The sequence below is a fragment of the Bacteroidota bacterium genome, assembly GCA_037133915.1.
Taxonomy (GTDB): Bacteria; Bacteroidota; Bacteroidia; order Bacteroidales; family CAIWKO01; genus JBAXND01.
On the sequence record JBAXND010000015.1, the window covers coordinates 76499 to 90467 of the forward strand.

The 13969-nt window shown below is 45.5% G+C and carries 10 protein-coding genes; 8 read left to right on the plus strand and 2 right to left on the minus strand.

What is annotated here, in order from left to right:
* The first annotated feature begins 31 nt into the window (after positions 1–31).
* The 8 genes from WCM76_07140 to WCM76_07175 all read left to right on the plus strand — a co-directional run bounded on the left by WCM76_07140 (position 32) and on the right by WCM76_07175 (position 8288).
* A complete protein-coding gene (locus tag WCM76_07140) occupies positions 32–718 on the plus strand; it encodes an SDR family oxidoreductase (GenBank protein MEI6765400.1) in 687 nt (228 codons plus the stop codon).
* 5 nt (positions 719–723) lie between these two features.
* Entirely contained in the window at positions 724–1152 is a 429-nt protein-coding gene (locus tag WCM76_07145) for a SoxR reducing system RseC family protein (protein ID MEI6765401.1), read from the plus strand.
* Between the two features lie 344 nt (positions 1153–1496).
* The gene (locus WCM76_07150) at positions 1497–3779 is read left to right on the plus strand and encodes a T9SS type A sorting domain-containing protein (protein ID MEI6765402.1); all 2283 of its coding nucleotides are present in this window, start codon (positions 1497–1499) and stop codon (positions 3777–3779) included.
* A gap of 187 nt (positions 3780–3966) precedes the next feature.
* Entirely contained in the window at positions 3967–4326 is a 360-nt protein-coding gene (locus WCM76_07155; protein ID MEI6765403.1) for a (Fe-S)-binding protein, read from the plus strand.
* A 12-nt stretch (positions 4327–4338) separates the two neighbouring features.
* The gene (rsxC, locus tag WCM76_07160) at positions 4339–5673 is read left to right on the plus strand and encodes an electron transport complex subunit RsxC (protein MEI6765404.1); all 1335 of its coding nucleotides are present in this window, start codon (positions 4339–4341) and stop codon (positions 5671–5673) included.
* On the plus strand, positions 5667–6656 hold the full coding sequence (locus WCM76_07165) for an RnfABCDGE type electron transport complex subunit D (GenBank protein MEI6765405.1): 990 nt from the start codon (positions 5667–5669) through the stop codon (positions 6654–6656). The genes rsxC and WCM76_07165 overlap by 7 nt, the downstream gene beginning before the upstream one ends.
* Positions 6649–7689 (plus strand): RnfABCDGE type electron transport complex subunit G, encoded by a 1041-nt coding sequence (locus WCM76_07170; protein MEI6765406.1) that lies wholly within the window; start codon positions 6649–6651, stop codon positions 7687–7689. The genes WCM76_07165 and WCM76_07170 overlap by 8 nt, the downstream gene beginning before the upstream one ends.
* The gene (locus WCM76_07175) at positions 7686–8288 is read left to right on the plus strand and encodes an electron transport complex subunit E (GenBank protein MEI6765407.1); all 603 of its coding nucleotides are present in this window, start codon (positions 7686–7688) and stop codon (positions 8286–8288) included. The genes WCM76_07170 and WCM76_07175 overlap by 4 nt, the downstream gene beginning before the upstream one ends.
* A 420-nt stretch (positions 8289–8708) precedes the next feature.
* Here the strand turns inward: WCM76_07175 and WCM76_07180 are convergent, their stop codons facing one another.
* Together WCM76_07180 and WCM76_07185 are read right to left on the minus strand one after the other, a co-directional pair.
* Entirely contained in the window at positions 8709–10409 is a 1701-nt protein-coding gene (locus WCM76_07180) for a hypothetical protein (protein ID MEI6765408.1), read from the minus strand.
* Between the two features lie 12 nt (positions 10410–10421).
* The gene (locus WCM76_07185) at positions 10422–13526 is read right to left on the minus strand and encodes a tetratricopeptide repeat protein (GenBank protein MEI6765409.1); all 3105 of its coding nucleotides are present in this window, start codon (positions 13524–13526) and stop codon (positions 10422–10424) included.
* Positions 13527–13969 lie beyond the last annotated feature (443 nt).

The window sequence follows — 13969 nt, forward strand, 5'->3', positions numbered from 1 at the left end:
GCGCAGGCTTTTTTATTAATACAGAAACCGTATGAATATAATTGTAACAGGTGCAGGAAAAGGAATTGGTTTTGAAATAGTGAAGGCATTCAGCGCAATGAAAGGGCACACCATTGTTGCCATTTCCAGAAACATCGATTCGCTGAAATTAATATCCGGTTCCGAATCCGGAGTCATTCCCATTGCATACGACCTCACACATGACAACATTTCGCTTCAGCTGATTCCGCAAATCAAACAGCATTTTAATACCATTGATATTGTAATCAACAATGCCGGCGCACTGGTTTCAAAACCTTTTGAGGTAATGTCGGAAGATGATTTTGACGGCATGTTCAATACCAATATCCGTGTGCCGTTTTTCCTGACACAGGCACTGTTGCCCATGATTCAAAAAGGTTCGCACATTGTAAATATCGGCAGCATGGGCGGTTATCAGGGCAGCAAAAAGTTTAACGGTCTGAGTGCCTACAGCGCAAGTAAAGCAGCCATTGCCTGCCTCAGCGAAAGTATGGCCGAAGAGTTTAAACCCAAAGGCATCAGCGTGAACTGCCTTGCACTCGGTTCGGTACAGACCGAAATGCTCGCAAAGGCATTCCCGGGATTAAAAGCGCCATTGACCGCTGCAGAAATGGGAACCTTTATCAGTAATTTTGCATTGAACGCCAACAAAATCTTCAATGGCAAAGTACTTCCCGTAAGTTTATCCACACCTTAACCGATATGCAGCCATCAGAGGAAATCGAGCATAAAGGAAGCATCGAAAAGATTGAAGCGGGAAAACTCTTTATCAGAATAGAGAAACAGTCTGCTTGCAGCGCCTGCACGGTTAAAGGAAAATGTCCTATACCCGAATCCAAAGAAGAACTCATTACAATTGACATCGAAAATGCACACTCTTATAAAGTGGGTGATGAAATTACGGTCTGCCTGAAAACGTCGGTGGGACTCAAAGCCGTTCTGTACGCATACATTGTACCGTTTGCAGTATTGATGATTGTGCTTATCAGTGTTTTCACCATCACCAAAAACGAGCCGGCAGCAGGTATTTCGGCTTTGTGTTCACTTGTTCCGTATTATGTGTTGCTGTTCTTGTTGAGAAAAAAAAGCAAAGAGAAATTTCAGTTAAAAGTCAAAAGTCGTGAGTCATGAGTCGTGAGTTGAGAGAAAAAGACAGCCCCCCCTGCCCCTCCCGAACTGCGGTAAGGGACAGGCTCTAAAAGGGGGGTAAAAACCAAAAGTTTGTATGCAGTGATAATTGAAAAGAATCTAAGAATTACCAATTCCGAAGGAATCAAAGCTCTGTAGAAACAGTTGAGGATGTCTATCCCGTCAGGGATAAAATATTTCCGGAAACAAAGATAATAACCAAACCGGCGGCGCACGGATGATGATTATAAAGGCTGAGATTTGGGCATGCGCCGCAAAGAAAGACAAATAAGAATAATCAGATTTTTTTACCTTTACAGTATTGTTCCAGAATAAAATCTTCCACAATGAAAAAAACAGCACTTGCTTTCCTGCTTTGTATTATTTCTGTTACAGGTCTTTTTGCACAATGGACACAGCTTAGCGGCGCTCCACTGCAAAATGCGGCGGTAGGAAATATGATTAATCTGAACGGCACTTTGTATGCCGGATCAAACGGAGGCGTTTTCAAAACGAGCGATAAAGGTCAGAACTGGAGTACCGTGAACAACGGACTTGCTTACCTGCCATGGTCACAAATAGTGAAGCTGGGCGACACGCTGTATACCGGAAGCAGCGAAGGCTTTTTCAGACTCAACGGAAACAGCTGGGTGCTCACTCCCATGACCGGATTGCCTACCGGACCCAATGTTCACGGACACGACATCGGCTATATTTCAGGAAAGGTGTTTGTTCTCGGAACCGTTGACGGAGTTTATAAAATCTACTATTCAACAAACGGAAATTCATGGACGCTGGGCGCCGATTCCATCGGTTACGACAATCAGATGGACCTGAAGCTGCACAGCATTTCGGCAACCCGGCTCTATATTACGGATAATTTCCACCGCGATTCATTATGGTACACCACCAACGGTATCAACATAGTTTCACATCCGCTCACCGGACTTTCATATAAACATTTTACCGAAGGAAATCTGCAATGCAGATACAATACCGGTACATTATATTATCTTGATGAAGCTCCGGGCATAATATATGAGTATCATAATACAACTCAGCTCTGGGATACACTGATGGCACCTGTTACACCATCATCGGTGGTTTCATTCGTAGCCGACGACAACTATCTGTTTGCAGGAGTTTACAGTATTTACGGATTACAGCTGTACCGTTCGGTTGACACCGTTACATGGACATTGCTCAACAATGCACTCACCGGCGAGCTTCCACTATTTGATAAAATTGCACGTGTAGCCGGCTCGGGAGCATTCTCGGAATATATTACGCATCACACCTTTGGCAGGATGTTTTATTCCGGCAATAACGGCGACACATGGACGCGCAGAACCAACGGACTTTACGACCTCGACGCTACCTATCTGGCGGAAGCCGGAGGCACCTTGCTGGTGAGTTCACCCGCATACGGCGTGGTGCAGTCTATTGATAACGGGAATACATGGAATTACAGTAACACCGGACTGGGCAATTTTCTGGGATTCTATTTCACACAATTCACCTTTGCGCTCGATAACGATGTGGCATACGCCATTCATCAGAATGACATCACCAAAGATACCGTGAATTTTTACAGCTCCACCAATGGAGGCAATACATGGGTTGTTGACCTCAACGCACCCAAAATGGACGAATGCTACCCGGCCGGAAGAGGACCCACTATGGAATTTCTGGCAGTAAAAAGCAAAGACAGTTTAGGAAACGAATCCGGAGATTATTATATGTTCAATGCCGACACCGTTCCTGCTGCTTCATGGACCAGAATCACCGATTCACTTCCTCAGGGGATTGTGAGATGGCACGGCTTTTCTGCGAAAGATATCAACGACAGTATTTTTCTGTTTGGTACGAGTACGATGGGAAATAAAAAAATATTCCTCTCCACCGACCGCTGTATGTCATGGCTTGATATAAGCGCTGGCATCGGACCCAACGAAGAATACATGGTGAAATTCGAGAACTGGGGCGGCCGCAATGCTGAACCTTTGATGGCACACGGTGGAAATGCAAACAGAGCCATTCTCACCGGCATTGATATCTCCGCAGGATGGCAGATTGTGTTTTATACATTTAATAATATTGACACCTCGTGGGTAAAGATTATGCCCACAGGACTGCCCAATTCAATGAGCGGACCGGTAATTCCTACCGATTTCAAATTCTATGACGGATGGTGGTATATTGTTACAACTGCCGGAGTGTTCCGCAGCAACGATTATTGTCACAGCTTTTTACCCTTCAGCGCTTCGCCCAATTATTCGGGACTCTTCGGTTATTCGTTTCAGCATAACTGGAACACCTATTTTCTTGGCACTATGGGAAGCAGCATCTGGCGCACCTCCGATCCCAATTCAATAGAAAGCAATTCCCAAAATGCAATCAGCATTTTTCCCAATCCGGCTAACGAGACTATCAATATTTCCTTTGCACAGCAAGGAATATATTCCGTAGCAATTTATGACCTCGCGGGCAAGGAAGTATTCAGAAGCGGCAACACCTTTCTTTCATCATCACAGAATACTATTGATGTGTCGTCGTTACATTCGGGCATGTACATTCTGAAAGCCGACAACGGCAACAATGTAGTCAGCACTAAGCTGATGATTTACTGATAAACAGGTCAGAATCAACACAAGGAAATTCCTCGTTCCTCATTGAGCAGCGGGGAATTTTTTGGAGATTCCTCATTCCGAGCTCAGCGGGGAACCTCTAAAATTTAATATACAATAACTATGTATCGGGCGTGTTATATTCTAAACAATACATTATTTTTGTCGTACGTACGAACCAAGGTTAGGAATGGAATCAATCATACTTGTATCAGTCGGGGTTATGGGAGGAATTGCACTATGTTGTGCACTTCTGATCTGGGGCGTAAGCAAGTTCATCCATGCCGGTGACGAAAGCCATATTGAAGAAATATTAGCTTTGCTTCCGAGCAGCAACTGCGGATTATGCGGCTATCCGTCGTGCAGACAGTTTGCACTGGCAATCGATAAGCGGCATACAACAGAAGAACAGTTATTTTGCCTGTCGGGAGGAAAGCGGGTGGCCGGTTTACTCGCAGCCTTGCTGAATGATAAGGCGCTTGCGAAAACACCTACTGCCGGTGAACGCAAACAACAGATTGAGAAATTCAGAGCAGCAAGAAAAAAGTAAAAACATTATTTCATGAGCAGGATAAAAACCTTTAAGCGGGGCGGCATTCACCTTACCGAAATGAAATACGCGCGAAAAATGCCTGTTGAGGGCATGCCGCTTGCCGAAGTGTTATATTTTCCGCTGTTTGCCATAAGCGGCAAACCACCACTTCCCATAGTTCAGGCAGGAGATAAGGTAAAGGCAGGTCAGCTTATCGCGAAAGCCGACGGACTCGTTTCAACCAATATGCACACTTCCGTTTCCGGTGAAGTTGCCGGAATAGAAATTATGACAGACAATCTGCGCGGTACCTGTCCGACTATCGTAATAAAACGCGAAGACGATAACTGGCTTGAAACCATTGACCGTTCAGATGATTTACTCAAAGAAATAAAATCTTCGCCACAGCAAATCATTGAAAGGATACGCGACTGCGGAATCAACGGAATGGGCGGCGCCTCATTCCCAACGCATGTTAAGCTGATGGTACCCGATGACTGCAAGGTTGAAACACTCATCATCAACGGTGCGGAATGCGAACCCTATCTCACCTCCGACCACAGGCTGATGCTTGAGCGTGGTCCGGAAATTCTGGTCGGCACAAAAATACTGATGAAAGCGCTCGGTGTTTCCCGTGCTATCATCGGCATCGAAGTCAACAAGAAGGATGCACTGAAAAACCTGGCAGAGCTTGCCGCTGAATATGAAGGTATTTCGGTACAGCCACTGAAAACACGTTATCCGCAGGGTGGCGAGAAGCAGCTCATACAGGCATTGGTGCGTCGCGAAGTACCGGCTGGGAAACTGCCCGCGCATGTAGGCGTGGTGGTGCATAATACAGGAACTGCCTTTGCTGTTTACGAAGCTGTTCAGAAAAACAAACCCTTGTTTGAACGTTATGTTACCGTTGCCGGGAAAAAAGTCGCGGCACATAAGAATCTTCTTGTACGCTGCGGCACACTTGTATCTGAGATAATCCGCTATGCAGGCGGCTTGCCCGAAGATACGGCAAAAATACTGGTCGGCGGCCCGATGATGGGCAGAGCACTCGGAAAGACAGAAATCCCGATAGGTAAAGAAACCAACGGCATTGTGCTGTTAACAGAAAAAGAAGCGAAACAGATTCGTACCATCAACTGTATGCGCTGCGGACATTGTGTGCAGGTGTGCCCGGTAAACCTACGGCCATATATGCTGGAAGCCATGGTCCGTAACGAACTTATTGAAATGGCAGGCAAGCACCACATCGTTGATTGTATGGAATGCGGATGCTGCCAGTATGCCTGCGGTTCAGGACGGCAGCTGCTGGAAGCACTTCGGGAAGGTAAAAAACAAGTTATGCAATTAAACAGGAAGAAATCATGAATATCCTCCGGTTATCGGGTTCACCTCACATAGCAACACCACAGTCCACCAGGCGGATTATGTGGGATGTTGTATTTGCACTGCTGCCGGCACTCGGTGTCGCGTACTGGTACTTCGGACTGAACGTGCTGTATCTGTCGCTCATCTCAGTTGCCGCCTGTGTCCTGTTTGAATTTCTGATTCAGAAAATATTCCTCCGCGGACCGCTCACCATCACCGACGGTTCGGCCGTCATCACCGGACTGTTACTGGCATTCAATGTGCCGTCTAACCTGCCCTACTGGATGATGATAGTCGGTGCGTTTGTCGCTATCGGCATCGCCAAAATGACCTTTGGCGGACTCGGCAAAAACCCTTTCAATCCTGCCATAGCTGGACGCATCTTTCTACTTATTTCATTCCCTGTAGAAATGACACGCTGGCCCATGCCCTTCCATCATGTGCCCCTTGCTGATGCCATCACCGGTCCTACCGCACTGGGTATATTAAAAGAAGGCAGCGCCCCGGTTACCCAGCTGATGGAAAAAATGCCGACCTACACCGAAATGGCAATAGGCCATATAGGCGGCTCTCTCGGCGAAGTTTCTGCTGTTGCGTTACTACTCGGCGCAGCGTATCTTCTGATACGTAAAGTTATCTCCTGGCATATTCCCTTCGCATTTCTGATTACCGTGGCTGCCTTTACGGGAATACTGTGGTGGAACAATCCGGCAGCCAATGCCGATCCGCTGTTTCATCTGCTGGCAGGAGGTTTGATTCTCGGCGCCTTCTTCATGGCCACCGACCCTTCGTCGTCGCCTATGAATGCCAAAGGCAAACTACTCTTCGGACTGGGCTGCGGAATTATCACGGTGGTTATCCGTGTCTGGGGTTCCTATCCCGAAGGAGTGTCATTTGCTATTCTGATGATGAATGCCGTTGTGCCGCTGATAAATAAAGCATTTACACCAAAACGATTCGGGGAGGTTGTGAACCATGGCTAAACTAAAATCCACCTTTCTGAATATGGTGCTGTCGCTTACGCTGATATCGGCAGTACTGGCGTTCCTGCTCGGCCTTGTATATGTGAAGACCAAAAAGCCCATTGAACAGGCACAGCAAAAAAAGATTGAGAATGCCATCAAATCCGTTTTCGGAGATTATGACTCACTGCAGACCATGCGCCTCAAACCCGACGACGGCAAGGATACCGTAGCCGTATATACGGTGTGGAAAGATTCGGCAGTGGCAGGTACCATGGTCGAAACCTATACCACCCGCGGATACGGAGGCAAGGTGAGTTTACTTACCGCATTCAACGCCGGCGACAGCATTACGGCCATCATTGTTATCGACAACAAAGAAACACCCGGACTGGGCAGCCGCATCGTTGAAAAAACCTTCCTCGAACAGTTCATGAATATCAGTTTCGACAGCCTTCCGGGAAATAAATTCAGCGTGAAAAAAGATGGCGGCAGCATTGACGCACTTACCGGAGCAACGATAAGCTCACGCGCGCTGTGCGATGCCCTGAACCGCGCCAAGAGCATCAAAGACGGTAGCAGCGGACCTCAGGTTTTTCCGGAAACAAAAGACAGTTGCTGCATAAAAGATATAAATATCCTGAAAGAAGCGATGCCGGAGTTTGATAATAATCCGCTTGAGGGGCCCATCAGCAGTAATGGTCTGCAGATATTTGTCGGGATGAAAGGCCCGGTTCCCTGCGGATATGCGGTAAAAACATTTTCCGAAGGTTATAACGGAAACATCTGGCTGCTGGTTGGGTTCAAGGCCGATGGCAGTATTTATAAAATAAATGTACTGAAGCACACAGAAACCAACGGGCGTGGCTCGAGAATATCGGAAGACGACTTCCTGGAACAATTCTACGGATTGAATCCGGACAAAAACAACATCAAGGTCTCTGACGAAGGCGGAGAAATTGATGCCATCACGGCTTCTACCATCAGCTCGGCAGCCTTCTGCAAAGCTATAGACAATGCCTGGAAAGCGCTAAAGAAAGGAGGGCTGAAATGACAAAATTCAAATTCTTCACCAACGGAATACTCAAAGAGAACCCTGCACTGGTGCTGGTACTGGGCGCCTGTCCTACCCTTGCCGTCACCACCACTGCCATGAACGGTCTGGCTATGGGTGCAGCCACCGCCTTTGTATTGCTGTGTTCAAACTTCCTGATTTCATTGCTCAAGAATCTTATTCCCGATAAGGTACGCATTCCTGCATTTATATTAATCATCGCCACTTTTGTTACTATCACCGACCTGATTATGCAGGCTTACACACCCGACCTTCATAAGGCACTGGGCGTATTCATTCCGCTGATTGTGGTGAACTGCATCATTCTCGGTCGTGCCGAAGGTTTTGCCAAAAGCCACAGCGTATTTTCATCGGTACTGGATGCGATAGGCATGGGTATTGGATTCACCATCGCACTGCTCATCATGGGTTGCCTGCGTGAAGTGCTTGGCAGCGGTTCCCTGTTCGGACACAGCTTTGTTGCCGACGGCACCCGCACAGCTCTCATCTTCATTCTTCCTCCGGGAGCCTTTATCACGTATGGTTATCTGATAGCGCTGTTTAATAAAGTCAGACTTAAGACTATAGACAAAAGATAAAAGACAGGAGTCAAGAGTCGAAAGTTTATAAAGTTCATAAAGTTGAAAGACAAAATGCCTCGGTCGTTGAGCTTGTCGAAACTCAAGAGGCAGATTAAGAGTCAAGAGTTGAAAAACAGAAGTCACCATTCTTCGGGAGGATTCAGGGATAAGGGCAATTATTAATTTTTAATTAGGAAAAATACCTGTGAACATATCCCGAGATACCAGTGAACATATCCGGAGATACAAATTAGTATATCGGAAATACCAATGAGGATACTTTGATATACAAATTGGATATTCTGATCAATATAAAACCTTAAAATTGGCGATTGAATAATAGGTAATAGGTAATAAGTAATAGGTAAAAAGCTTTTAGCTTTCACCCTTTAGCCGTAGCCTTTATTTTTCGACTCACGACTCTCGACTTACGACTAATTAAAAAGCATACGTCACGCCGCCAAGCAGGTTGAATCCCTGCGTGGGATAGTTGTTCCACTCCTGGTATTTGGTGGTAAGCAGATTATTTAAATTGAGAAATGCAGACAATATTTTGGTGTAGCGGTATTCTATTCCCAGGCTTACATCGGCATAACCGTTGAGTTTTTTGGGAACCACCGATACCGCTGTGTAGTTCTTTGCCCATACATCCGAACGTCCTGTAATATCGGCATTGATAATAAATTTATCGCCAATATTATACATGAAGGTCAGATAAGCATCAAAAACAGGTTTATGCCAGGGCTTCAGCTCTTTGTCCATGGTATAATTATAGAAATTCCCACCCAGAAGCAGTTTGTATTTATCGTCTTTCTGGTAAGCAAATTCACCGCGGATGTTGATGAGTGAAACATCGTCGGTAATTACGGTGAACATATTTTTATAGATGTTGTTCGTATCGTTTATGAAGAAGGGCATGTCCTTCACGCGGCTGTAAGACGCCACGGCGTTGAAGTTCATGGTACGGCTGATGCTGCTCTTGATACCGCCGAACACATCAAATTTATTATTCGAAAAGCCAACGGGTACTGTTGAGATAACAAAGGGATTTTCGGTGCTGAGCGAACGGAAACTGTTCTTCTGCATATCGCCTTTGATACCGGCAAATACCACCAGGATATTCTTCACAACGTTGAACTGCGCATCCACAATGGGATACAGATGCATCTTAGAGGTTGAAGCCGCTTCCACAGATAAATTCAAACCGGCATGCAGCATAACGCCTTTGAAGGTTGTGCGTATGTATGGCTGCAGCATAATGAGACCGCTGTTACCGTTGGTAAGAGAATCCTGATTAAAATAATAGTCAATGTCGGCATCAACGCCCAGAACCTGCGATTTGGTAATCTTGAACAATCCGAGTTCCTTATTCACATTGCCTTTTATCCTGAAATTATTTTCCGATGCACCATAGCGGTCGTTATAATAATAATAATTCATGCCGATGTCGTGGTTGAACTTCACCGAATCGGGCGGGTAAAGGCTTGTCAGTCTGAAATTGGCAATAACTGCCTGATAGCGCTGTTTGATATCGTTCTTGGAAAGTGTGGAAATGAAATCAGCGGGTTTGTAACCATAATAATGTACCACGTTGCGCTGATAGCCAATGCCACCCGACAGCGTATGCGATGGCAGAAATTTACGGCCGTAGAAGTCCAGCACATTATCGCTGTAACCCTGATAGCCATAGCCTTTCAATTTACCACTTGAGCTCAGGTGTTTGTAATGCGCTCCCATGGAAAACGATTTCGAATAGGTATTGTTGGCAAAGAATTCGCCGTAAGGCGTCGTATACGTACCGAAGCCGCCCTTCGCCAGAAAGCGGTATAATTTGGTAAGCGTCGGTTCCCCTACTTTAGCAGGTTTAATCGGGTCGGGCGTAAATGATGTTTTCATCTGCCGCGGCAGCACGCTGTACGTGACTTTGGGCATGGTCATCACCGTATCTTTGATAACCGGATTTACATTGATTTTAAATGCATCGGAAATAGTAGGCTGATAGGGTGCTATCAGATCCATTTTTGCATTATAACCATTGTCCTGAGGGCTTTGGGCTGTAACAGCTGTAACCGCTGCAAGCATGGATGCCACAAAAATAACTGCCGGTAAATATTTCATATTCTTCAGATTCTTTCTCATGATTGTTCCCTCCTACTTTTGGTCAAAATTTTCGGGTTTAATTTCTTCCTGCTGCTGGCTTTTAATAAGGTCTTCAGCTTTCTTCTGCTCATCGAGCTTTTCCTTTTCAATAATACTGTTCAGTTTCTCCTGCGCTATTAATATCAGGTCGGCGCCTTCGTAATTCTCAATGATGCTCTGCAGAGTGCTTTTTGCCTGTTTGTTGTTGCCAACGGCCAGATAGTTATCGGCAAGCAGAATAAAGCTTTTGGCTACCCAGTAATCGTACGACGGCACCTGATTGATTAAATCAAAGCAGGCTTTTTCCGACTCTGAATACATCCCCAGTTTATACTGTATGGCGGCAAGATTGTATTTTGATTCGGCACCCATTTCGCTTTTGGATGTTTTGGCAACAATACCAAATTCGGTTTGTGCCAGCGCGATGCTGTCAATCAATAAAGCCGAACGCGCAATGGTGATGTGTGCTTCGGCAATCAGCTCTTCCGAAAGCTTATCACCGGCGAGTAACAAACGGGCACCTGCAATGGCATCGGTATATTTCTGAAGATTGTAGTTGCAGCGCATCATCCCGGTAAGGGCAATCAGTGTATTGCTTTTATATTCGGCAATATCGTTCAGGCGGGAATACAGTTCGAGTGCTTCCGCATAATTCTTTTGGGTGTAGCATATCTCCGACGAATTCAGTACCGAGGTTTCGGTGTACTTGCATTTCGGCTTGGCGTTTACGAATTTGTAGTTTGCCAGAGCGTCGGTGATATTTCCGCCGCGGTACTGGCAGTCGGCCAGATAAAAATGAGCATCGGTAAGGAAAATACCGTTCTGAAATTTTCCGATATAATTATTGAATCCTTTGATGGAATTCTCGCAGTCGTTGTTCATATAACGGTTCTCAACAGCAATGTAGGTGATAGAATCCTGGGCTGCATCAGACACATTGGCAAACGGAAGTTCCTTGACATACAGAAAGAATTCTTCCACCTTATCCATGTCAACATACACATTGCGAATGGTAACCAGAGCTTCTTTACTGTCGTTGGTACCCGGAAAATCGGTTACAACTTTCTTCAGTTTCTGCAGCGAAAGATCATCTTTGCCTTCATTATAATAAATGAGTCCTTCTTTAAGAAGGGCACGGCTTACATAGCTTGAATTCGGAAATTCGCTTATCACCAGGTCGAAATTCAGAATAGCCTGCGCGCTGTTTCCCATGTGCTGATAGGTATTGGCAAGCTCAAAAATGGCATCGTCGTAATAGGCAGAGCTTTTATAATTGGTGGTAAGCTCGGCAAGTGTGGCGGCTTTTCCTTCGAACCTTCCGAGAGCTCCCTGTGCCAGCGATTTCTGGAATAAGGCGTAATCGGTGTCGCGCAATTTCAGGATGAGTGCTTTGTCATAAAAGTCGATGGCGTTGGTAAAATCCTTGCCCATAAAATAGCAGTCGGCTGCACGCAGATAGGCATCATTCAGCACCTCGTGGTTATCCTTCTTAGTGTCGCTGATATATTTCCGGAAGGAGCCAACGGCATCTTTGTAGTTTTTATTTTTGAACTGGCAATAGCCGATGTTGTAGTTCGACATGATGAACTCGGGCTGGCTGAATGCTCCGGGCATTTTCTGAAATTCAAGATAATCTTTCAGCGCATTGTCGTAATCTTCCAGACGGTAATAGGCTTCGCCTCTCCAGTAGGTGCACAAAGCCGAGATGGACTGGTCTGAAGCAACCTTAAGAGATTTATCAAAATGCATGATGGCGGTGTCGTACTTCGAATTATTAAACAATTCAAGTCCGCAGAAATACGCCACCTTCTGGTAAGCCGCATTCAGCTTGGGGTCACGTTTCTTAATACTTTCCAGCGATGCCAGTGCGTCTTTATAATTTTTGGTAGAGATGTACAGATCGGAAAGGTATTCATAGGCTTCGTCGAGGTGGGCCGATTGCGGATATTTGGCAATGTATTCCTGAAAGGTAATCACAGCCTGATTGTAAGGATTAAAGGCTGTTTCGTACATCAGCTTCGCATAGTTGAACATGGCATTCTCCTGCATTTCCTTATCAAAATCAAAGGTGCTGGCCGAATGAAAGCTGTTGAGTGCAAATTGTTTCTGGTCGGTCCGCAGGTAGCAGTCGGCCAGATGATACCATGTTGACTGCGTCATCAGATCGGAGCTGTCGGTATTCACTCTGTTAAAATACCCTATGGCTTTTTCATATTTTTTCTCATGATAGGAAGAATAGCCGAGCACATAATAATCGGAGCGGCTGATGGTGTTTTGTGTCTTCTGAAGAAATATTTCGTAATAATCAAGTGCATCCAGATAACGGTTGGTACGGTAATACGCATCCCCGATCATATGAGCAATTTCAGGTGCTCTTTTAGTTGAAGCGGAATCGAGCAAAGGCACTGCCACCTTGATTAAATCGTCATATTTTTCCTGCACGTAATATACCTGAGTGATGTAGTAAGGAACAATTTTACCGTAGCTTTCATCAGTTAGCAGGCGGTTGAAATGCAGCAGCGCTGTCTGATAGTTCTTTTCGCTGTAGGCAATGTGTCCGTAATAATAATTGGCAGGTGCCTGATAATCGTTTTCCTGATCCTTGATTGCAAAGAATTCCTTCTTTGCATTTTCAATGTCATTGTTCAGGAAGTAGCAATATCCGCGTTTGAAATGCAGTTCGGCGCTTTCATCGGCAGATAGTGAAGAAGCATCTATCTGATCGTAGCATGCCAGGGCGCGCTCGTAATTCTTATTCCTGAACTGCAGCTTAGCAAGGGCAAACCACAGGTCGTTCACTTTCGGATTTTCAGGATTGTTGACGATGAAATTCCACGCCAGGTATTCGGCATTTTTATGGAACAGCTCAATAGCGCAGAGGTCGGCATAATATTCCGAATAGGTTTTGAGTTCCGACGGTCTGGTATTAACAGCATTGGCCACACGCAGAAAAAACTCCTGGGCAGAGCCGAATTTCTCTTTGTTTAAGAGTTCACTCGCGGTGCGGTACAAGGCGAGCGGATTATCGTATATCGCCGTCTTCTGGGCTTTTGTAGTAGCCGGAATGATAAAAAGCGGCAACAATGCCGCGAACAAAATCAACGATCTGTTTCTCATATTTCCCTGATTTGACCGGGTTTTCCCGATTAACGAGTAAAATTAGGCATTTAAAGAGGTTTGATTTCCACAGTATAAATCCTAATTATCAACAAACGACCTTTAATAACTTTAATGTATAGTCGGGAGTCAAGAGTCGTGAGTTGAGGCGAAGCCTAAATCCGTCTCCTGACGGATCGTGAGTCGAAAAATAAAGGTTAAGGCTAAAGGGTGAAAGCTAAAAACTTAAGCCCCGTAGGGGCGACCTGTTGGTAGAATGAATAAGCGTTTGATTATCGGCGGCGCACGGATAATATTTCTAAAAGTCACGGCAATTGCCTGCGCCGCAAAATAAGTCGGGAGTCAAGAGTCGTGAGTTGAGGCGAAGCCGAAATCCGTCTCCTGACGAATCGTGAGTCGAAAAATAAAGGTTAAGGCTAAAGGGTGAAAGCTAAAAACTTAAG

Excerpts from the sequence above, each read along its gene's own strand:
- rsxC (MEI6765404.1), top strand. The coding sequence starts at position 4,339 with ATGAGCAGGATAAAAACCTTTAAGCGGGGCGGCATTCACCTTACCGAA.
- WCM76_07145 (MEI6765401.1), top strand. The coding sequence starts at position 724 with ATGCAGCCATCAGAGGAAATCGAGCATAAAGGAAGCATCGAAAAGATT.
- WCM76_07155 (MEI6765403.1), top strand. The coding sequence starts at position 3,967 with ATGGAATCAATCATACTTGTATCAGTCGGGGTTATGGGAGGAATTGCA.
- WCM76_07175 (MEI6765407.1), top strand. The coding sequence starts at position 7,686 with ATGACAAAATTCAAATTCTTCACCAACGGAATACTCAAAGAGAACCCT.
- WCM76_07170 (MEI6765406.1), top strand. The coding sequence starts at position 6,649 with ATGGCTAAACTAAAATCCACCTTTCTGAATATGGTGCTGTCGCTTACG.
- WCM76_07185 (MEI6765409.1), bottom strand. The coding sequence starts at position 13,526 with ATGAGAAACAGATCGTTGATTTTGTTCGCGGCATTGTTGCCGCTTTTT.
- WCM76_07180 (MEI6765408.1), bottom strand. The coding sequence starts at position 10,409 with ATGAGAAAGAATCTGAAGAATATGAAATATTTACCGGCAGTTATTTTT.
- WCM76_07140 (MEI6765400.1), top strand. The coding sequence starts at position 32 with ATGAATATAATTGTAACAGGTGCAGGAAAAGGAATTGGTTTTGAAATA.
- WCM76_07150 (MEI6765402.1), top strand. The coding sequence starts at position 1,497 with ATGAAAAAAACAGCACTTGCTTTCCTGCTTTGTATTATTTCTGTTACA.